Raw genomic sequence first — 24,350 nt, 5'->3', positions numbered from 1 at the left:
TCCTTAGTTGTTTAGTAATTCTTGAGTAATATTAACACCAAGTTTTTTTAGTGTTTCTTCCTCGCTTTTGCTTAATAATTTTGTTGTATGAAATTCACTATTATTTAATTTTTTTAGATTATCAAACATTCTTTTGCAATTTTTGTCGAATTTTGCTTGAATAGCAATTGTAGTTAAAACATCATAAACTTTTAATTTTCCTTCAGAATTAAAAATATCTGTCTTTTTAAATAAAAGTATTTGATTTATAATCTCTAAAGGCAAAACATCAACACTTAAATCTATATCAGAGACAACTTTTAAAGCATTAAGCAGAGCTGCTGCTGAAGGCTCAAATAATTCACTTTCTTTACCACTAATTAATTTTTGATCAACTTCAAAAGCTGCGTAATTTCTTTTATTTGCATTTGCTAATTTGACTGAATAATCATAAACTTTTCGGTAATTTTGGTTAATTTTCAGTTTATTCATTATTGCTTGAATTTTTTCAAGTTGGTCTTTTTTGGAGTAATCTTTTAGTACTTCAAGTTTAATGTTAAAGTATCGTCTAATTATTTCTTGCTGTGCATAAAAGTTTGCTAGTTGATTATTAATAATCCCATTTTTTAACATATTTACTCCCATATCTGTTGGTGAAAAGTAAATATCTTGGTTCATAATTTTTCTGAATAAGTTTTGTAAAATAGGAAAACTTTCAATATCGCGATTATAATTAACAGCAATTTTTTTGTATTTTTGATAATGAAACGGATCGATCATATTTACATCATTTAAATTCACTGTAGCAGCTTCATAAGCTAAATTTATCGGATTATCTAATTCAATATTTCAAACAGGGAAAGTTTCGAATTTAGCATAGCCTGATTTAATATTATTTTGATAGTCATTGTAAATTTGAGACAAACAAGTCGCTAATTTACCGCTTCCTGGGCCAGGAGCAGTAACGACAACTAACTCACGAGTTGTTTTAATGTATTGATTTTTACCAAAACCATTTTCACTACAAATATAATTTACATCACTTGGATAATTATCTATTTTATAGTGGAAAGCATATTTAATTTTTAATTTGTCCAATTTATTTGTCAAACTCTTTATTTTTTCCTGATTATTATAGTGAGTTATTACAACTGAACCTACATAGAATTCATTCTTGCTGAGTTTTTCAATTAATCTGAAAAGATCTTGTTCATAACTAATTCCAATATCAGAACGAATTTTTTGTGAAATTACATCTTCAGCATTTATACAAATCATAAATTCAATTTTCTCTTTTAATTTGTAAAGCATGCTCATTTTTGTATCAGGTTCAAAACCAGGAAGTACACGTGAAGCGTGATAATCATCAAATAATTTACCACCAAATTCTAAGTACAATTTATTTTTAAAAAAGTCTATTCTTTGATTAATTTTCTTGATTTGGGACTTGATATATTTATTTTTATTGAAACACTTTTCCATAATAAATTTATTTTACTATATAAGAATATAAAAAAATGATTTTTTTGCATTAATTACATGCTTTATAATGTTAAAATTTTTTTATGAAAAAGATTAAAAAATTAATAATATTAAATTCTTCTTTAGTTGGTTCGTTTGTACCATTTATTTCACTTTCAGCTAGTTGTTCCAAAAATGAAAAGGAAGTTACAACTCCTGAAACACCTAAAGATCCTGAAACACCTAAAGATCCTGAAACAGATAAAGAAACAGGTGAAACTGGTAGTGAAGTTCCTGAAAAGCAACCTACAGTGGGGACTACAACTAAAAAAGAATTAAGTTTAAAAATTACTAGTGAGTTACCCGAAGAACTCACAGGTTTAAAAGTTGTTTTAAACACTAAAAAAATTCCTGAAGTGTTTTACAATAGTCAATTCACCAAAGATTATCTCACCTTAACTAATTATAAAAAAGATAAATTTATTGAGAATGAAACATTATTGTTAACCCAATATGAAAATTCAAAAAACAATGAACTTAAAGCTCAAATTAAGTTTGTAACTAAAACTAATGTTCCTTACTATGTGGATATTTTAATAAGTAATTTTACTGAGTGACCAACTTTTGAAGAAGTTGCTAAAAATGTAAGTTTTGATAACTCTACCAAAAATTCTTATTATGCAAAATACACTAAAGAAGCGGATATAGAATTTATTTCAAGTTATCCAAACTCATTGATTTCACTTAAAGATTTTACTTTTAGTGTTGATGAAAATTTAAATAGAGTAATAGTAAACACGAAGTTCAAATATACAATAAAACCAAATGAATTTTCAGAAAAAATTTATCAATTTATAATTGATAATTATGGTCAAGGAGATCGTAGGGAAGTTTCTGAAGTTGAAATTGGTTCATCCAAAATTGAGGTTGGTGATGATGGTAAGGATAAAGTTGACACTAATGTAAAAGCAAGTTTTGGTGCTTTATTACTGGAACTTGCTGAGATCAACAATAAATTTGATCAATGGATTTACGAAGTTACAAACAATAGTACACTTCAACAAAGTGCCCATTTTTGACTTACTGGAGTTAGAGAAAATTCATTAAATGCTCTTAGAGAATTTCAAGAAATTTATAATTCAGTTCGCAATACCGAAGATGCAACAAGAATCCGTGAAGCAACTGAAAAAATTAAACTAAGAGTTAAAGAAATACAAGAAAAATGAGATGTTTACATTTCTAGTGTATTTCCTCCCTCACTTGAATTTAAATCAAATCCAAATAAAACTGAAATTAAGAAAATGATTCTTGATACTTTTAATGAGTTAAAAGGTATGTCATATAAAAACATGATTTTTAGAGAATACAATCCAAATTACAAACCTAGTTCAGAGGAAGACAAACCAAATATTAAAATAGATGCTGATTATGCCTATGATGCAATGATGGAAATTTTAAGAGATGAATATTATAAATATCCTTATATTTCTCTTGTTGCTGATTCAGAATTAAAATTTACAACAAAGAATAATTCTTTAATTGGTTTTTATGTCGGTAACTCACAAATTAATACTAGAGTTCAAACTAAAAAAGATATGATTCAATATGCAATTAATGCACTTTCACAAATAAATGAAACAATGCCAGTTCATCAAAAAGTATATTTACTAGGTAGATATGTAATGGAAAATCTAGTTTACACTTCTGTTTCAAGCAATTTAAATATTTCAACAATGGATGAAGCTTATAGTTTGAATGAAGGTGTATGTAAAGAATATGTTGAACAACTTGCATTATTGCTTTCACTTGCTAATATTAGATTTAAAGTTTACACTGGTGAACAACACACCTGATTATCAATTCAAGATGAAAACGAAAATTGATTTATTTCTGATCCAACTCATTCAGACTTTGGAATACCAGAAAAATATCATCCAGTAGGTAAAGATAGTAGTTTTAATCAAGATAATGAGATGCTTTTATTTATTCGTAGAACTCATTCACTAAGTTCAAATCAAACTTTATTTAATTTAACAGCAACTGGAACATATAAAGATTCTCGTTTAATTTCTGAAAGCACTCAAGCTAATTTATTTACTTCTAAAGTAATTAGCAAAATAAGAAATGAAAACATTAAATCAAGTGCACTTTCATTTTACAACGGTTTAGTTTATTTAATTATGGATAATAGTTTAGGAGCAAAACTCTACAGTTTTGATCCTAATGATTCTGCCCACAATTATGAATTTACATTAGTAGATAACTTTAGTAATTATTCAGGAAACTTAACTACTAATGCTGTGAATGTTGGAAAATACTTATACTTTATGACTGAAAATGGAAGTAGTAAAAGCATTTACTCATTTGATTTAGAAAGTAAAAAAACTACTTTAGTAAAAGATAATTTAAGTGGCCAAAACTTCTTTATCAAACAAAACATCAACACTAAAAAACTTGACTTTTTCGTTGGAGTTAATGATAGTAAACCTTATAACTTAGTACTTTCGATTAGTCAAAACCCTGATTCATATGAACAAATGAGTGTTGAATCAATAAAACGTATTGCTTATATGAGTATTGGTCTACTAGATTTTGATACTAAAAATCAAAGCTATAAAAATTTAGATAATCTACTTAAATCTGATAGTTCAAGTTATAGTGAAATAAAAAATGCTTTAGATAATTTCATTAACAGTATTAACTAAAAATAAATGTGCTTAGGCACATTTTTGTTTTGAAGTATATGAAATTTATTACCTATTTAATTGTTTATTAAATGTTTTAATGAAAAGTCTTGTATTATAATAAACCTATGAAAAGTAAAATATTGAGCAAAATTCCCCTAGCACTAAGTGGCTATGCCCTTGGTGTAGGTGGTTTAGGTGGAGCGATTATTAATTTTATTAGTGAATTTAATAATGGCTCTAATTCTTCGTTTTTATTAACAGTCGAAACAGTAATTTACACTTTATTAACCTTATATAGCTTTATTATTTTAATAATTGTAATGTCACGCTTTATTTACTGCTTTAACTTACTTAAAAGTGAGTTAAAAACACCAAATAAATCTGGTTTTATTGCAACTGCTTTTATGTGCATTTGTCAATTAGGTGGTTACATAGGTTGAATGTTCACTAACTACATTCCAAATGATTTTGAAGCTAAATTTTATCTTTTTATAATACCGAACGTAATTGTTTTAGTTAGTTTAATTCTTCATTTTATTTTTCTTTATTATTTCTTTAAGTACATATTTATCCCTCATAATTATTCTAATGACGAGATTTTTGCTTCATGATTTGTACCACTTATCGGTATAGTTATTTGCGTAACTTGTTTTAATAATTTAGGTAATCTAATTCCTGTTTTATTCTACCAAATCCTCTGATTTATAGGTTTATTCTTATATTTCTGAGTTTGACCAGTAGTAATTTATAAATTCTTATTTTTACCACATTCAAGTGAAAATGATAAACCAAGCATGGGTATTTTTGCAGCCCCAGCAAATTTACTTTCAGTAGGATTTCTTGATGCATTTAACCCTAACAATAAATTCAAAAGTGTACTAAATAATGAAATGCTTTTTAGAGCTCTTGGTAGTTTTATGATATTTTTTGTGGCTACTTCGATTGTTATTATGCTTGCAGTTTTAGTTTATTCATATAAAAAACAAGGTTTTAGCATTTTATGAACTTCATTTACTTTCCCTACGGCTGTTGCAGCAACAAGTTTATTTAAGTTTGCTCATAATTTCTTTATCGGAGAAGGTTCAATTATTGCTACACATTATCTTTTCTTTAGTTTAGCAACTATTTTATTAATAATTTCACTAACAATTATTACTTGCTTAAATGTTCCACATTGAAAAGCGATTATTCAAGCAGTTAAAATTTCTAAATAAAAAATTAGGTTGACAAAAACAAATGTCAACTTTTTTAATCTTCATCGTTTTCGTGTATTTGATTAGTAATCACAAAATATCTTTTTGCTATTTCAATTAACTCTTCTTTTGTGAATTCATTTCAATTTATCTCGTATTTATCACTTTTAATTTTTTTAGGTTTTTTATTACGTTTCTTCATATATTTATATTGTATAATTTGTTGAAAGTTTATTAAGTTAGAATTTTTTTATTTTTTGATGTAAAAATAAATTTTTAAAATAGAATTTAATCACTATTATTTAATATTAATAATTTTTTATTAAGAGAGGATAATTATGAAAAAAAGAAAACTTATAACAATCTTTTCTGCTTCAGCAATAATACTTTCTTCTGCCGGAGCTGCTGTTTCTTGCTATTCTAAGGAAAATAAGAATGAGTCAAAAAAAGCTAAAATAGTAAAAATTCAAAATTTATTATTAAATCATAATGTATTTAAATTAGATTTTTTAATTGATTATAAAAACAAAACATTAACAAAAATTGATGAAGTTTTAAGTTCGAATTTAAATGAGATAAATGAAGAGTTATTAAACATAAAAATGAAAGAATTTTATGTAGTTTTCGACTATTCAAAATCTAAATATGATGGAATTTTAAGTCTTATTATTGAAACAAAAAAAATGATTCAAAACATTGATGATTCAGATCTAATTGCTGAAAGTATTAAAAGTAAATTAAGTGAACAAATTGATTTTTCAATCAGTTCTATCGATAAATACCTTAGTGAATTAAGCAATTTAAAAGATAAATTTAAAGAAAATTTAGAAAATGAAAATAATGAGCATTCAAATTTAACTATAAGAATCAGAAATTTAGCTAAAGATATTAAAAAAGAAATTTCTAATAACAATTTTAAAAGATTTGAAATAGCTAATATTGAAATATTAAATTCTTTAGAAAATATAACTAAAGAAAATTTTGAAAGTAAAGAAATTCAAGAATTAAAGTTAGTGATTAACAATTTAGAAAATTTATTAATTGAATATAATGAAAAGATTAATGAATTATCTGAAAGATTTAACAAAACTCTTATTTTATTAAATGACAAAATTGATTATTTGAGTAATTTAAAAAATAATTTTGATACTTCTTCTACTCTTAACAAAGAGATTGTTAAAGTGTTGGAATGAATCAATAAATTTGACTTTAATGAGTTCTCTGAAGATGAACTTAATTATGTTTATGAGCAATTAAACAAACAATTATTAAGAATTGAAGAATTAATTAGTGAACAAAATAATCTTGATTTAATAACTCAAATAAAATCTTTAGATAATTTATCCGATGAACTTATTGATTTATTTGTCAACGAAACGAATCAAGCAAAAGATAAAAACATTGTGCTTAAAAATGCATCTAAGTTAAATCAAAGTGCTAGTGAACTTTTAGAATTGTTATCTAAAAATCAAAATATTTTCAATGATGCAAATTATCTTGATAGTTCAAATAAGGATGAATTTGATGATTTTTGAAATCAATTAAATAGCAACTTTTTAAATCAAAAATTGATTAATAAAGATATTGATTTAGAACAAATTAACCAAAAATTAAACCAATTATTTGCTAATTTTGATGGTAATTCAAGAATTGAAATGTTAAAACAAAATAATAATCAATTAATAACCAACATAAAGGTAATTGATAAAATCAAAAATGAACTTAATCAATTAAATATTAAAAATACAAGATTAAAAGAATTTAGTGAATTTAATGAGAAATTAATAGTATTTGACTCCAAAATTAATGATTTTATCAATAGATATAATGTTTTGAATAATGTAAAAAGTACTGAATTATTTAATAATGCATCAGCAGATAAAAAACAAAAATTTGAAGAAAAATTAAACTTATTTAGTAATATTTTGAGCAATTCTCTTCTAAATACTTTCGCTGATTTTGATACCACTTTAAGTGAACTCTCAAAAATAATTAGTGAGAATAGTGAACTAGAAAAAGTTTTAGAAAAGACTGAAATTGAAAAATTACAAGAATATAAAGAACAATCAAAAGAAAATGTTAAAAATAAAAATATTTTTTCTGATGAAATGTTAAACAAAATAAATTCTATTATTGAAGTTAAAAATTCAACTTCTGATGTTGAAGAAGTTCTAAATAATGTTATGGAAATCGAAAAATTAAATGAAAATATTAAAAATTCATTAGAGTACATCAATCAAATAAAAAATAGTGAAAAATATAAAAACGCTACAGAAGAATCAAAACTAAGTTTTAATAACAAAGTTAAAAAATACGATGAGATTTATGAAAACAATAAAATCAAAGTATTTGAAACGATTCAATTAGTTGTTGAAAAACAAAAAGAATTAATTTTAAGTTGAACAAACATTGAAGAAATATTAAAAAATAAAGAATCAAATAACACTAGTGAAAACACGGATAATAGTGATGAAATAAACACAAAAATCAATTTAATCAAAGAAAAAATCACTAATTATAGAGCACAAAATTACTATGTTGATAATTTTGAAAATAAACTTACTGAATTAAATGCTTCAAATCAAGTAACTATGGAAGATTTAACAAAATTAGAAGGTGAAATCGAAACTTTTATTAATGATGTAAAATCATTACCAACTAATTATAAAAATCAAATTATCTTAACTTTTACACCACTTGGTTTAGAGAAGAAATATAGCGGTGAATATTATCTTAAAGAAGGACAAACAGTTACTTTAAAAGTTGAAATGCTATATAATAATCGAACATACAGTTTAAGATATTTTAAATCACACAATATTCTTATTAGATATAGATTTTATGTTGATGCTTTTAAGGATAGTTGATCATCTGTTGAAAGTAATCAAATTAATTGAGAAAATAGCACTATTACTTTAACACCTGATAAATATAATTCCACTTTTGGTGGTGTTGTTAGATACAATCAAGACGAAAATAATAGTGTTGGTACTAAACAAGTAATTAAATTTACTAAAGATGATCGTGTTCAAAACAATGCAGTCACTGATCCAAAAAGTATAAAAAACTATGATATTATTCAAAATAAACATTTAAGTAATACACATACAAGCAACAGAACTGAAGTACAAAATATTTTAAGTTCTTATTATAATAATTCTTACTCTTCTACTGTTCTTGATTCTAAAAACATCACTTACAGAGATGCAATGTGAATAATGTTCCTAAATTTATTTAATAGTGCAAACTTTGAAAATAAATCTGACAAATTTAATATTGAATCAGAACAATTTAATCAAGTGTTTGACCAAAATGGGTCATTTATTTATGAAATAAATGCAGTATCTAAACAAAATTTAACCGATTATAAATTTACTTCTTTAGGTGGTTCATTCTTTGATATGATTCTCACTTCAGCTTCATATAATAATAAATTTAATATAGGAGTAAATGACAAAATTAAATTTATTTTTAGTTATACTTCTAATGGTCAAACACCTACTATTATAAATAGTAATCAAGGTGATTTAAGTGGTGTTGGTTCAAATTATAATATTGTTGGTAAATATCCATTTCTTATGAATATTGAAGGTATATTCAACTTTAAGATTTATATTAATGATAATTTAAAAATGAATGTATCAAATACAGATGCAAATCAACTTCAAAGCATACCGGTTTTTGTGCTTAGAAAAACTGACACTGAAGTGATAATTTACACAACAAGCAGCAAAGCAAGTATTGGATAATCATTAATTACACTTTAAGGTGCAAACGCATTTGTGTTTGTGCTTTTTTATTTAAAACAAAAATCAAACATCCCAAAAGAAAATATAAGTTTCATCTTATGTTTTAAATTTCAAATCTGACCATATGAATTGCACACAATTAAAAACTAATGATAATTAATAATTCAAAACAATTTTACTAATATGTAGTAGCACAATGACAGTTCGCTTTTTTAATATTTAATCCATTTAAATTCATATTGGTTTAATGTATAATATTTTTAGTTATAAGGACTGTAAAAGAGGAAATAATATGATTTATTCAAATGAAAGAAAGTTATCATTAAGTGGGTGATTAAAGAAAAATAACAACATTTCATATGAAACGCCATTAAAGTTACAGAAATTTTTGTTGTTTTATGAAGCGTTTGCAAAAATATCTGGAGAAACCCCTGATTTTACTCATCTAAGAGGTTATAAAAAAGGTCCTGTATTTAGTAACGTTTGAGGAGATTATACAAAGGAGAGGGTTAGTTTTAATGAAGCTGCTCAAGCAGCGTATGATAAAAATGTAGAAAATATTAATGAAAAAAGAGCAAAAAAATGTTCTTTTATAGTTAGTAGCTTAACTGAGGAAGAATTATCAGATCTTACTCATGAGATGAATATTTGAAAATCAAAACAGCAACGAATTATGTCTGGTGAGTTTCAAGTAGACTTGTATGAAGCTGATTTTAATAATGCCGATGTAAAACTTTTTATTACATTAGATTCAATATACTCAACTGATATGATAGAAAACTCAAAAATAATAACTTTAGATAAAAAGAATTTTGTATTTTCAAAATCTGATTCAAAATTACTTACAGAAAAACATTTCGATATATTACTTTCTCTAGCTCAAAACGAAGAACTTCACAACCCTGTATTTGTTAATATTGATGAAGAAGGGAGACTATTAATTGATTAAACAAAAAGATGTTGTGCGAATGAAAGTGCCTTTCCCATCCATATCAGATAAAATGGCTGTTTATTCTCATATGTATATATGCTATAACCACTCTGGAACAGTTTATGAATATATTAAATGTCAAACGTTAAAACCTTATATGCTTATTAATAATCCAATGCTTCACTATCATGATGAGTACCCAGATATACACAGAAACCCATTTACACAAGTAACAAGAATAGATTGTGATAAGGTTTTTAAAACAACTACAGTACATTATAATGATGGATTAAAGACATCAAGTCGTCCAGATGTATGTGATGAATTATTCAATTCTGTACATTTAGAATTAAATAAAGATGGATATTGTAAAATACTCATAAATGAGAATGAACTAAAGGAATTAAATAGTTTAATTAATTAATGAATTTATAAATAATATTTACTTAAAATTTTTAGATAACTTCAAGTGCAAATGTATTAATGTTTGTGCTTTTTTAAACAAAAAAATTAATACTAAAAGAGAAACATATAAAATCAAAAAATATTAAATTTTGTATCATAGTTTATAGAAATTTTGTCAATTTTTATTGTAAAAAATCATTAAAAATAACTAATTTTTTTATATAAAACCCTTGCTAAAAAAAAAAAAAAAAGAATAAATAAAAAAATTAAAAAGTTTTTTATAAGCTAAAAATTGTCGTTTTTTACTATAAATAAGCAGAATAAAAAACAATTATTTTTTCAACTTATTCATGTAATTATTTAAAATTTATTAATAATAAAAATTATTTATTTAATATTCTATATTAAATCACTTAAATTTTAAGGAGAATTTATGTCAGAAAAAAAGAAAAAGAATTTGATTATTGCTGGTTTAACTACTGCTGGGTTATTAGCAGTGGGGGGGGCAGCTACCGTCACTACACTTCATACAGGTTCTAGTGATTCTGAAAAAGATCCTAAAGATCAGCTTAAGGATGATCTAACAAATGCTAAAAATGATATTGATGATTTAATTAACTCTTTAGATCCTGAAGACAATAAAGAAGAAATTAAAATTCTTGAAAACTTAAAAGATAAAATAGATCAAGCACTTCAAGATCCTAATATCACTGAAGGCGACTTAAATTCATTAAAAGATGAAGCCAATCAAACTATTCAAGATTTAATTAACAAGAAAAAAGAGTTTGACAAAAATCTTTTAGGAAAATATGATGAGACAAAAAATGTTCTTGATGAATATAAAAATTCATTAGGTGATGATCCTAAATATGATTCTCTAAAAGAGAAGTTAGACAAGCTTAATGAAAAACTTGAAAATTCAAAAAATAAGCACTCTAAAAGTGAACTTTTAAGTAAGGAACAAATTCAGGAAATTAAAAAAGAATTAGAAGATGCACTTAAAGAATTAGACAAGATTAAATATGATAAATCATTAATTGACCTTGAAGAAGCAAAAAAAGCTAAAGATGAATTTTTAGCTAGTTTTGGCAATCCAGTTAAACCAGAATATGAAGACTTATTAAATAAATACAAAGATAAATGAGATGAAATTGACAAAAACATTGAATCATTACCTAGCAGAGATGAAGTCACTTTAGAAGATATTAAAAAAGTTGAAAATATAATTGATGACATTTACAAAAATGTTGCTTTAGAAACCTTAGAAAAAACAAATATAGATTTAAATAAAAAACTTAATGATTTAATCGATAATAATACTATCGAACCACTTGATGAAGTATTAAAACAAGCATGAGATAAACTATATGAAGATGCTAAAAATGAATCTAGTTTCAATAATCCTGAATCTCAAAACACTCAAAAAATTGAAGAAGCAACCAAAAATTATATTGATAAGTCAAATCAAATGATTGATGATTTAACAAATCTTAAGGACAGTGAAGATTTAGAAAAATACAAAGTTATTCAAGAATTAAAAAATTTAATCAATACTTCAAAAGATTATTCTAAAAATGAATTAAGTGATTGAGATTACCATGAAATTAAAGATCAATTAAACAAAGTAATTAATCAAGCAGAAATCGTTGCTGGTACAGACAAGGATTCTTTAACTATAGAACAAATCAAAGGTGAAATTCAAAGCCTTCAAGAAGCACTTGATAAAGCTAAAGCTGATAAAGAAAAAATGGATGCCATTAAAATTGATCAAGCCAAGGATGAAATTGATAATTTAATAAAAGATGTTAATGATTTTATAAATTCAAATCTTAACACTAAGGGTGAAGAAGAAATTAAGAATAAATTGGAAGAAGCGATTAAGAACAACACCCCTAACGATTCAGATGATTTAAATTCATTGAAAGATAAATTAGATGAATTGAATAAATCATTTAATGATTCGAAAAATCAAGAAAAAGAGCGTGAACAATTAGTCAAAGATTTAGAGCAAGAACTTGATAAAGCTCAAGAATTTGTTGATAATAATTTTGATGAAAATAAATACCAAGATATAAAAAATGAACTTCAAGATTTAATTAATAAAACAAAAGATTCTATTGATGATTTTTCAAATCAAGAATTAAAAGATAAAAGAAAAGAAATTATCAATGCAGTTGAAAAAGCTAAAAATGATAAATTAATTGCTGAAACTCTTGATGAACTTGATCAAAAAATAAATCAAGCCACAAATTTAATTGATCAAAATAAAAATAACGATAAAGGTGAAAAAGAAATTCTTGACAAATTAATCAGTGCAAGAGATGAAGCATTAAATAAATATAACGAGCTTAAGTCTGCACAAGATATATCACAAGCAGAAAAAGCTAAACAAGAGTGTGAAAAATTATCAGAAGCAATAAATACTTTTGAAAATGAAAAATCACAAAGAGATCAATTTAAGAAACAACTCACAGATTTAATCAATACTGCTGAGAATTTTGTAAATAATGATTTACGTGAAGAAATTTATAATGATATTAAAAACACTCTTAATGAAGCAATCAAAAATGCTGCAGATGTGTCAGTTAATGGTAATAAAAGCAAAATAGAGCAAGCAATTAATGACTTAAATGAAGTTTTAGCTGATGCTTACTCAAATAAAATAAAAGTTGATCAAGAAATTCAAAGTAAAAATCAAGCTAAAAATGAATTGGAGAATTTAGTTGCAGATATTGAAAAATGACAAAAAGATAATCTTAAGGATTCTAATAATTTATTAATTAAAAATGGATATAGTGATATTGATAGTGAAACTACTGGATTAATTTCTAAAGGAAAAGAAGACTTAAGTAATCCAAACAGTACTTCACAAACACTTAAAGAATCATATTCAGAATTGAATACAAAATTTCAAGAAGTACAAAATAAATTAAATGATCATAAAACTGCATTTTCTAATTTACAAACTAAACTTGAGGAATTAAATGATTTAATAACAAAAGAATTAAATGACCCTTTATACAAAGATATTAAAGATAAATATCAAGCAAAATTAGACTCTTACAACGGAGAAAAAGATAATAAAAATCTTGAACAAATTAAGCAAACTATTACCGATGTAATAAATGATATCGAAAATCTTAAAGAAGAAAAAGCTTCTCGTGATTTAGCTAAAAATAATTTAGAAAAAGCGGTGAATGATGCTAATGAGTTTATTGCTACAATTGACAAAACTAATCCATTAAATTCTGATTTTGTCAGCCATCTAGAAGAATTGATTACTAAGGCTAATGAAGCAATTTCTAGAGCTACAAGTGATCAAGAATTAGATAGTTTAAGAGAACAAATTAATAATGAATTAACCAAACTTAAAACTAATAAATATATTGTTGATTCATTAATTAATTTGGAGAACAAAATTAAAGAAATTCAACAAGTAATTGATGAAAACCAATCTGCTGATGCTGGACTTAAGAGCGTTATAGATGAACTAAAAACAGCAAAGGAAAATGCTGTAACTAATTTAAATGGCTGAAAAGAAAATATTGATTCAACAACTCAAATTCAAGTTAATACAGAAATTAACAAATTAAATAATGCACTAAATAAATTTAATTCCGATAAAGCAGCAAGAGAAGAAGCAAAAGCTGAGCTTCAAAATAAAATTAATGAAGCTAACACGCTATTGGAAACATTAACTAAACCTGAATATACTGAAATCAAGAATTCTCTTAATGAATCAATAACTACTTCTACAGATGTTTTAACTAGTGGTAATAAAGGCGTTTTGGATAATGCCTTAGCTGAGCTTGAAAAGAAAATTCAAGAAACTATATTAGCCAAAAATAATATTGATCAAAACGCTACTGATAAACAAGCTGCAATCGACGAAATTACTAAGACCATTCAAAAAATGAATGATTGAAAAGTTAATAAATTAGATAAACCTGGAGCAAGTGACATTTTAAGCCAGTTCAATACTGCTCAGAGTGTTGCAAATCAAATTAAAGATGATACAAATTCTACCTTAGATCAGTTGAAACAAGCAAATAGAGACTTGAATACAAAATTTAATGAAATTATTAGTTCTGAAAAAGAATACTCAACTAACTATCAAAAAGTTAGTGACAAAATCACAGAATTGCAAAACTATATTAACAATAATTTAAGTGAAAATATCTATTCAAACTTGAAAACTAAATATGATACTATTGTAACTAATGCCACAACTTCTTTAGATTCTAAAAAAACAAGCGAACTTAAAACATTGTTTGATGATTTAAATAAAGCTCTTAGTGATGCCAAAAGTGATAAAACTTCACGCGATAGTGCTAGAAGCGAACTGCAAAAAAGCATCGATAGTGCTAATAATGTAACTAAAGATCTAACTTCTAATGTAGTAAATAACAAATTAGTTGAAAAAATAAATGAACTTAAAAATAAGGCACAAACTCAATTATCATCATCAACTACTGATGAAGAATTAAAAGCAACAGCTAAAGAAATTAATGATGAAATTGCTAAAGTAGTTCAAAATCTTAAGGTTGCAAATGAGTTAAATAGATTAACTGACAAGCTTGATAAAGTTAAAACTATTTTAGATGAAAACAAAAATTCTGATCCAGGTTTAAACTCTGTAGTTAGTGCTTTACAAAGTCAATATGATGCTTCAAAAGCGAAATTTGATAATTGACTAAATAATATTGACTCTAATATTGTTAGTGATGTTGCTGTTGAAGAAAATATTTTAGATAATGCATTAAACAAATTTAATTCTAATAAATCAGATCGCGAAAATTCAAAAACTCAATTATCTAATTTAATTAACAAAGTTAAAGAATACAAAGATAATACCCTATCAACAAATCCTGAATATAGTGAATTAGCAACTAAAGCAGAAGAATTAATATCTAAATATACTCCTTATTTACAAAGTCAAACTAAAGAAGAACTTGATCAATCAGTTTCAGAACTAAATGGAGAATTTACTAAACTTCAAAATCAAAAAACCATGATTGATCAACAAAATCAAAATGAAGAACAAACTAGAGAACAAATTGAATTATTGACAAGAGAAATCAAACAATGACAGTCAACTAATTTAAAAAATGGTGCTAATGGAGAACTTAAAAAACAAGGATATCAAGACATTAACAATGCCTTAGAAACTGCATTAACAGCAGCTCAAAGCGCTAAAAATGATCAATCATTAGACCTTAAAAAACTTCAAGATGAGTATTTAAAACTTAATCTTGCTTTCAATGATGCTAAAAATAGCTTAACCTCTCATCAAAATGCTTACCAATTGCATGAAAGTGCAATTGCTGAATTAAAAAAATATATTGATAACGAAGCTATTGGTAATGAATTAAAAACAAAATATCAAACAATTGTTGATGAATACACTAATTCTAAAGATTCAAAAAATGAAACCAAATTAAAAGAAGACACTATAAAATTAAATCAAGCACTTGAACAATTAAGAAATGAAAAACGTGAACGTGACAGTGCAATTAATGATCTTAAAAACAAAATCAGTGAAGTTAAATTATATGTTGATTCATTGCCATCAAATGAATTAAGCGCAGTAATTTCTTCTTCATTAAATTCTTTAATCACTGAATCGGTTGGTGTGCAAAATTCAGAAGGCTCAAAACAGGATTTTGAAAAACAAACTAAAAAATTAGATGATGCTCTTACTGAAGCTAAGAATAAAAAAGATGCTTTAGATTCATTAATTTCTCTTTCAAACAAAATCAAAGAAGCTGAAAATACTCTAGCTAAACCGGAATATTCTTCAGTTAGTTCAGCTATTTCAGGAAAATTACAAGAAGCTATTCAAACTGCAAAAGAATTTATAGAACAAACCAAAAATAATTTAAGCAGTTCATTAATTCCTAATATTCAACAAAAAACTACTGAACTTAATGAAAAAATTAATCAATTCATTGCTGATGTTAAAGAATTTAATGTCGCTAAAGAAGCGTTAGAAAAAGTTGCTAGTGACGCTCAAAATTATATTAATGTTGAACTTGTTGATCCTACATATTCTGATATTAAAAATGATTTACAAGCGGTAATAAATAAAAAAACTGATACTATTGCCAATGGAGATACTCAAGGGTTAAAAGACTTAACTGCAGAAATTAGTGACAAATTAGCTGAAGCAAAAGTTAATAAAGTTAAACGTGACCAAGAAAATGCTGAGAAAAAAGTAATTAAAGATCAAATATTGAAACTAATGTCTGAAATGTTAGGATGATCAACTAAGAATATCAAAAATTCAGGTGCTAACGACATTAAACAATATGTAACCCAAGTTACTGGTGAAGCTAGAAAAGTAAAAGATAACCCAGATTCAACACTAGAAAATCTTAAAGAGGCTCTACAAACATTGAATGATAATTTTACAACTGCTAAAAACAGATTTGAGTCATATTCAACTGCACTTAGTGGACTTGAAACAAAAATTTCCGAATTGCAAAATTATCTTAACGTTGACTTAAATGATGCAATTTACTCAGCCATTAAGACTAAGTATCAAGCAGTTGTTGATAAATATAATGGCGAAAAAGCTAAACTTAATGAACGAGCATTAAATAATGCAATAAGCGAAATCACAAGTGAAATCGAAAGAGCTAAAGCTGAAAAAGATGAACGCGACAATGCCAAAAATGCTCTTACAACTAAAATTCAAGAAGTTAATCAGTTTGTAAATTCATTAGATTCTTCTGTAGTGTATAATCAATTAAAAAATGAATTAAATACTGCTGTAAATCAAGCTAATGTATTATTAACTAAATCCACTGATAACCCTACATTAAATGCTAAAACTACTGAACTTGATAATCTTTTAGCTAGAGCTAAAACAAATAAACCAAAATATGACAGTTTAGCTAATTTAGAAAAACAATTGGCTGTAGCTGACAAATTACTTAAAGATAAAGCTAATGCAGATTCTGGTTTATCTAGTGTAATAAGTGCACTACAATCTGCTAAAGATGCTGCAAAGGCTAAGTATGATAGCTGAGTAACTAATCCAATATCTTCAGATTCAGTAACAGTTGAACAAACTACTAATGCATTAATTGGTGCGATTGAACAATTTAAAGCTGATAAAGCAGCTCGTGATGCTTCAAAAACTTTATTATCAGATAATATTGCTAAAGGTAACTTTGTTGCGGATACAACATTAAATAAAGACCAATATCTTGAACTAAAAAATGAATTAGCTACTTTCTTAAAAGATCAAGAACAATATTTAACAACCGCTAATAAGGATCAACTTGATCAAAAAACTGAAGAAGTAAAAGCAAAAATTAAAGATATCCTAGCACGTAAAGAAGCTATTGATCAAGCTGAACATGAAAGACAAGAAGAACTCTCAAAACTTAATACATTAATAGAAAATGTTAAGAATTGACAAAATTCTAATTTAAGAGATTCAACAAATAGTACCGTCTTAAGAAGACAAGGATTAAGTGAAATAGATAATAATTTATCACAATACATAAAAATAGCTGAGTTTGCTGCATCTAAAAATAATTACACTGCTGAACAATTGCGTAAAACTCAAACCACTTTAGAAAATGCACTTAAAACTGCACAAACTAAATTTGCTTCATATAATAGTGCATATACTGATTTAGAAAACAAAATCAAAGAACTTAAAAACTATATTAATAGTGATTTAACTAATAATGCAAGTTACACCGATATTAAAAATAAATATCAAACAATTTTAGATGAAAGCAATAAAAACAAAGATGCACTAACTGAATCTCAACTCATTGAAGAATCAGCTAAATTAGTAAGTGCACTTCAAAATGCTAAAGCAGATAAAGAAAATCGTGATAAAGAGTTATCAAAAGCTAAATTGCAAGAATTGATTAATACTGCCACAGAATATTCAAACAATACAACTGATGGTGTAGGTGCTAGTCAATATTCAACTGTAAAAGTTGCTTTAGTTCAAGCTATTGACAAAGCTAAATTAAATATTGACTCACAAACAAAGGCTCAATTAGATTCAAGATATACTGAACTTGAAAGTGCATTAAATAAAGCTAAACAAGATAAAATCACTAAAGCACTTGAAATTCACAGCGCTGCTATAAGTGAATCTGAAACTTGAATTACTAAAAATTTAGATACAAATAAACCTGCTGAGTATGGTAATGGTAACTCACTTAAATCAGATTTTGAAGCTGCGATAAGTGGTTATAAAAATGTTTCAAGTAATGATGCAAATGATATTTATTCAAAAGCACAAAGCATTAAAGAAGAATTAGATAAATTAAAAGTTAATAAAGCAACCAGAGATGCTGCTGTAGTTACATTAAATGAACAATTAACTAAAGCTAAAGATTTACTAAGCTTAATTCCTGAAGGTAACCAATTCAATACCTTAAAAACTAAGTTAGAAAATGAAATAAGTAGAGTTGAAGCTAATACAAACTCTTGAAATACACAAGAATTAATTGAAGCTAAAAAGAGTTTAGAAACTGTCTTTAATGAAAGTGTTGAAGGATTTAGAAATAATCTTAGAACATTAAATTCTAATGCATCTAGATTACTTGAAGAATCTAAAGATTTAAGTGCTTCATTAAACCCTACATATACTAATTTACAAACTAAAGTAAATGAAAGTACTTTAAAAATCAATGTTATTGATTACAAACAAATTGCTCAATACTACACCGATACAAAAGTACTTTATGACGCTTTAATTCCTAAATATAATGCTTTATTGTCGAAATCACAACAACTTAACCAACTTCTCAAAGAACTTGAAACAGAAATTGAAAGAATGAAAGCTGTTCCTAATGGTAATGTAATTTATAAATATTGAATTGCTGAAGCTACTGATAGACTTGAAACAAGAAAGAATTACAATTCAGAAGCAGAAGTTCAAAATAATATAACCTATTTAACAGGTTATATTCCTGCACTTAAGAATAAATCTGCTGGAATTGACCAAGCATATGCTAAATATTTACCTGCAAAACAAAAATCAGATGCATTTAGAAATGCATTGAATGGCTACCCAGAATTGCAAGCGAAATATGATGAAGCAGTTACAAATCCAGCTAAAGTTTTTGAAGATGCGTTTATGGCTGAAGGTAAGGAAAGAAACCAACTCGATAAAGCTACCACAGCTTTAAGTGTTGCTGAAGGAACATTTAGAAATATTATAGAACCAATTGGTACACAAATTCAAAGTAAAATAAGTGGTGATTGACAACAAACGTTAGCAAAAATTACTGAATTTTCTAAAGTTACAACTTCACCACGTGCTTCTGACAGAGGTATAGTCTTAGATGCAACAGCAATAGCTCAAAGAGATGCTTTAGTTAAAGAATACAATACTCTTAATCCTCAAAATCTTTTGAATAACTTAACTAATAGAATTACTCAAGATAATAAACCTTCTTATCAAGAATATGTTGACTTATTAAATAAAATAAATACATATTATTCAGAACTTAACGCGAAAATTGAAAAAATTTATGCGGATAACTGAAATAGAAATGGAGCAAAACACACATTCACTTTAACTAAAAAAGAATTAGATGAAAAGATAAAAAATAATATTTATCTAAATTCTTCAAGTGGTTTAATTGATAAACAAGCTATTGAACTCAAAAAGACAATAACTTATACTTACACAGGAAACGATAAAACAATATTGACCAATTATGCTAACGAAATGCAAAAAATCATTGAATTGTATAAATTAAATACTAGTGAAATGAATAAACGTAAAGTAGCTCTGGATGCATCTTCGCAATCATATCGTGATAGTGAATGATACAAAAATAAAGCTATTGAATGAGTTGAAAAATATCGTAACTGAAATGATGGTTACTTTGGTGTTTCACCAACATATGATAAATATTTACAAGCAACAAGAAATTTTGCAACAGGTGGTATGACTAATGCACAAAATTTTATAACAAACTTATTTAATAAACGTAATAGCAACGAATATGGTTTTGTTGAATCATTTATGTTGAATGAGATGCTAAAAAGTATTAAAACTTTTCTTGAAAATTGAGATAGTTTTGGATCAACAACATACAAACAACCACAGAATTTGTATTCATCTGAGTATCAAATGCTAAGAAGATATATTTTCACATACTATAGAATTTCTCCATCAAATCCTAATGACTCCGTTATTAATATTTGAACAAATGATGCTATGACTCGTTATGGAATTACTAAAGAAAGATTTAACTATGACGTACAATCTGTCGAAAGTGTTTCAAATTACAACACTACTGATGGTATATTAAACTTCTCACGTCGTGACTGATGAGGTGGAACCGCTTGATGAAATGTTGAAAGAGAAAGAATGCACAACATAAATGCAATTTTTAATATCGATGGTATGTTTGGTATTTTCTCTAAAGCGTGATCTGACATAGAGTACTTATGATATATTTATTCTGACAGATTAACTAAATATCAAAATAATCAAATTAGCGATATAGAATTTGTAAACTTTAAAAATGATTACTATAACTTATTTGAAAAAATTTACAAGAATAACTATACAACAATAAGCGACCCTATCTCAAGAAGAGTAAATAATTTATCAATAACTTATAGTATGATGCACCCAACTAACCTTGGTTTAATATATGATTTCATTAAAAAACATTAACAAAGAGGCAAACTTAAAAAAGTTTGCTTTTTTATATTGAAAAACAAAAAATACTTATAAAAGTAAGGTTAAAATAAAACATTTCCGCACCGAAGAAAATCTTGTTTTTTTTTTTTTTTTTTTTTAAAAAAAATATATATTTAAAATATATTAAATTTTTTTTTATTTTTAGCTATTTTAATTAAATTTTTTTTATTTAAATAAGCAGTTTTTTGATTTATATTTAATTTTTAATTAAAAAAATTAAAAAATTTTTAAAATTAAAAAATTTTTTTTTTTTATATTTAAAAAAAAAAAATAATTTTAAAATTAATTTTAAAATAAAAAATTTCCTCACCTAATAAAATTTTTTTTTTTTTTTTTTTTTTTTTGAAAAAACATATATATTTAAAATATATTAAATTTTGTTTTATTTTTACGATATTGAATTAACTTTTTTATCTATAAATAAGCAGTTTATGGAGGTCTATGAATATTAGAAAACTTAAAATTAACTTAAGAAGCGTCTTTTTAGTTATTTCTCTTGTATTAATTGTAATATTATGCGAAGAAGTGCTAAGAAATTTCAAGAATTTTTTTACATTAAATGGAACAGTTAATAAGTATCTTAATTTTCTTTTTGATAAATCGGATATAACCATTTTTGGTTCGAGTTTTGTTCTTGGTTATACTTTTGCAGCATTTTTAATTACAATATTTGCTTCTTTAGTTTACTCGATAGTAAAAATGTATCGCCATGAGTTAAAACTTGAATATTACATACCTTGGTATTTAATTTATATAGCTTATGCAAGTGTTGGCTTATTTGTTTTTATTAATTATTTTCCTAATGATAAAATAAGTGATATTACCTATTCTACTTATTATTTTCTTGGTTTAATTTTGATCAATATCATTTATGATGTAGTTCAATTTATAACTAAAAGTGTAATTTCATATTTTAGTGCAAAAATTTTTATGTATTTCATTTATTCAACAATTACTAAAATTATTGGTTACATTATTGGATTAGCACTAGTAATTTCATTTGTTAACGGTGTCAATTCGAATGCTAATATGAATCAATTATTCATAAATAATACTTTTGTAGAAAAAATAAATAATTTATTTTTTGTCCAATCAATTAAATCTGCATTACTTTTCTTTATATTAATTTTTACTTGTTTAATCTTAGTTAGCGGAAATTGATTATATTATTATTACTTAAATAAAGAAAGAAAAATAGTTTCTCAAACTTTCTTCAATGTAGTTATTTGTTTCTTAGGTTTATTTGTTTCAAACATTATCTATCTTATTTACATGTTAATTAGTCAGAAAGTAAGTACTGGATTTATTAATATAGATAGTACTAGACACTGAACATATATAGTTTTTGCTGTTATTTTACTAATTTGACTATTAACAAACTCAATATTATTTTGAAAAGTTAATTCTTATCGTCAAAATAAGAGTCTTTTTACATTTATCATGTATTTGACCATTCTAATTTTTGTTGGTTCAACAATAATTTTTAGAATTTATGAAAAAGAACGTTTCTCAGCAATCACTTCACTAGTTATTGGTTCGATATTGTGTTTTATAAACATTACTAACTGAATATTTATGAGAAAGAAATTAAATTATAGACATTCAATTTTCGTTATTGTTTCAAGTATTTTACTTTCAGGTTCACTATTGGTATCTTCAGTTGATATTTTATTAGTTAACCACCAAAATACATCAATTTCATTTATACCTTCTCCTTATACTATTCCTGATTATTTATTAATGTGTGTAGCTGGAGTTTCGTTAATTTTTTCAACATATCAAATTATTAACTGATTAGTATTAATTATAAGATTATTAAAATTTAAGAAGAAAGGAATTAGTTATGAGTAAATTTTTTAAGTTATTTAATAAAACTGATTTATCAAAAAAAGAAATCAATGATATTGCTGAATATCCAGAAGAATTTAGAGATTACTATAGATTGAAAAATAGTGAAGACTTTATATCTTTTGAGATGTTACTTAACTCTTCGTTGCTTTTTTATGAAAGAGAAACCGTAAGTCAATTCCTCAACTTTATAAAAACCAAAATTGATGAAAATATCGAAAAACATCATCAATTAGTTTTTGATAAATTTGTAATTAACTGAATAAGAAACCCTAGATATGATAGTAAAAAACTAGTTCCTAGTTTAATAGAATCTGAGGATTCTAATTCATTAAGCTTAAACTTAAATTCAACAAATGATAAATTCACTGATATCTTCACTAACATTAATTTACACATTAATAATGTTATTTTTGATGAAAATAAAATTGTTGAAGTTTTTCCGAATATAATTGTTTTTCTTGATCAATCAACTAAAAATCTTAAATGTTTATTTGGTAGAGAAGTTCTATAATGAATCTTAAAAAAATTGAAACTAAATTAAATAACCTTAATCAAATTTATAAAATAGTTGAGTCAAATAAAAACGTAACATTAATTAATATTCTTAAGCTGTCAAAATTAATTAATAATTATTTTGAACGTTCTCGTTATAGTAAAGAATTAATTAATAAAATTCAAAAGAAATATAATGTAACACATGAATTATTAAAATCTTCATCATTAGCAAATTTTAGTAAAACAAAAAACCATTTTTCAACAATTTGAGTGTACATAAGTGAAATTGAAAAATTTGACACTGATTCATACAAAAAACATGAAAATTCGCTTAAGAAGAATTTTAATATTGGTTCTGATGTTATTATAGTTATAGGTAAAAGAGCAGTTGATTTTGCTAAAACAAATAATTACAAAATAATTTTTCAAAGAGAAATTAATGAGGTTGAAATTCTCTCGAACATTTTGCCTCAGTATATTGAAAATTATCTTGAAATCAATGGATTTCATAACTTAAAATTTATTATTAACTCTTCAAAAATTTTAGATAGCTATATAACAGTATTACCAATTGAAGAAAATAATTTTAATTTTGAACAAAATAAAGGCGTAAAACATAATCTTGAGCATTTATCAAAAGTGAAAATTTACCCAAATACAACTAGTTTTATTGATAATGAGATCCATAACTATTTAACTTATGTAACTCTTTCACTTTTAACCGAATCATCTTTAATTTATGAGAAATATAATTTAGTTATTCAAAATAAAACATTAAATGATCTAGAAGAGAAAAGAAGAAAAACAAAAATTAAGTTATTGAACGAAAAAAGAGAAATTGAAGTTGAGCAACTTTCTTTATTGAGTAATAAAAAAGATATGTTGCACGCTAACAAGGAGTAA

The 24,350-nt window shown here is 25.1% G+C and carries 11 protein-coding genes; 9 read left to right on the top strand and 2 right to left on the bottom strand.

Features of this window, described 5'->3' with window-relative positions; translation table 4 throughout:
* Window positions 1-3 precede the first annotated feature (3 nt).
* On the bottom strand, window positions 4-1,461 hold the full coding sequence (locus tag FOY43_RS01235) for a DUF1846 domain-containing protein (RefSeq protein WP_146308758.1): 1,458 nt from the start codon (window positions 1,459-1,461) through the stop codon (window positions 4-6).
* 83 nt (window positions 1,462-1,544) lie between these two features.
* Between FOY43_RS01235 and FOY43_RS01230 the strand changes: the two genes are divergently transcribed.
* Window positions 1,545-4,145, top strand: a complete 2,601-nt coding sequence (locus tag FOY43_RS01230) for a hypothetical protein (protein ID WP_146308757.1) — start codon at window positions 1,545-1,547, stop codon at window positions 4,143-4,145.
* A 107-nt stretch (window positions 4,146-4,252) separates the two neighbouring features.
* Window positions 4,253-5,341, top strand: a complete 1,089-nt coding sequence (locus FOY43_RS01225) for a hypothetical protein (protein WP_146308756.1) — start codon at window positions 4,253-4,255, stop codon at window positions 5,339-5,341.
* A 34-nt stretch (window positions 5,342-5,375) separates the two neighbouring features.
* Here FOY43_RS01225 and FOY43_RS03860 read toward each other — a convergent pair whose 3' ends face one another.
* A complete protein-coding gene (locus tag FOY43_RS03860) occupies window positions 5,376-5,522 on the bottom strand; it encodes a hypothetical protein (RefSeq protein ID WP_162847755.1) in 147 nt (48 codons plus the stop codon).
* Between the two features lie 136 nt (window positions 5,523-5,658).
* Between FOY43_RS03860 and FOY43_RS01220 the strand changes: the two genes are divergently transcribed.
* The 7 genes from FOY43_RS01220 (at window position 5,659) to FOY43_RS01190 (ending at window position 24,350) form a co-directional block, all read left to right on the top strand.
* Window positions 5,659-9,069: a hypothetical protein gene (locus FOY43_RS01220; RefSeq protein WP_146308755.1), complete on the top strand. Its 3,411-nt coding sequence runs from the start codon at window positions 5,659-5,661 to the stop codon at window positions 9,067-9,069.
* A 247-nt stretch (window positions 9,070-9,316) separates the two neighbouring features.
* A complete protein-coding gene (locus FOY43_RS01215; protein WP_162847754.1) occupies window positions 9,317-10,018 on the top strand; it encodes a hypothetical protein in 702 nt (233 codons plus the stop codon).
* A gap of 19 nt (window positions 10,019-10,037) precedes the next feature.
* Window positions 10,038-10,424, top strand: coding sequence for a hypothetical protein (locus FOY43_RS01210; protein ID WP_146308753.1), 387 nt, complete (start codon window positions 10,038-10,040; stop codon window positions 10,422-10,424).
* Between the two features lie 414 nt (window positions 10,425-10,838).
* Window positions 10,839-21,074, top strand: a complete 10,236-nt coding sequence (locus FOY43_RS01205) for a hypothetical protein (RefSeq protein WP_146308752.1) — start codon at window positions 10,839-10,841, stop codon at window positions 21,072-21,074.
* Window positions 21,075-21,542: 468 nt separating this feature from the next.
* Entirely contained in the window at window positions 21,543-22,952 is a 1,410-nt protein-coding gene (locus FOY43_RS01200; RefSeq protein WP_146308751.1) for an MSC_0624 family F1-like ATPase-associated membrane protein, read from the top strand.
* The gene (locus FOY43_RS01195; protein WP_146308750.1) at window positions 22,945-23,463 is read left to right on the top strand and encodes an MSC_0623 family F1-like ATPase-associated protein; all 519 of its coding nucleotides are present in this window, start codon (window positions 22,945-22,947) and stop codon (window positions 23,461-23,463) included. Before FOY43_RS01200 ends, FOY43_RS01195 begins: the two co-directional genes overlap by 8 nt.
* Window positions 23,463-24,350 (top strand): MSC_0622 family F1-like ATPase gamma subunit, encoded by an 888-nt coding sequence (locus FOY43_RS01190; RefSeq protein WP_146308749.1) that lies wholly within the window; start codon window positions 23,463-23,465, stop codon window positions 24,348-24,350. Before FOY43_RS01195 ends, FOY43_RS01190 begins: the two co-directional genes overlap by 1 nt.

Source organism: Mycoplasma anserisalpingitidis, assembly GCF_007858495.1.
Classification (GTDB): domain Bacteria; phylum Bacillota_I; class Bacilli_A; order Mycoplasmatales; family Metamycoplasmataceae; genus Mycoplasmopsis; species Mycoplasmopsis anserisalpingitidis_A.
The sequence above is the reverse complement of the archived record's forward strand: the minus strand, read 5'-3'. Positions and strand labels throughout refer to the sequence as shown.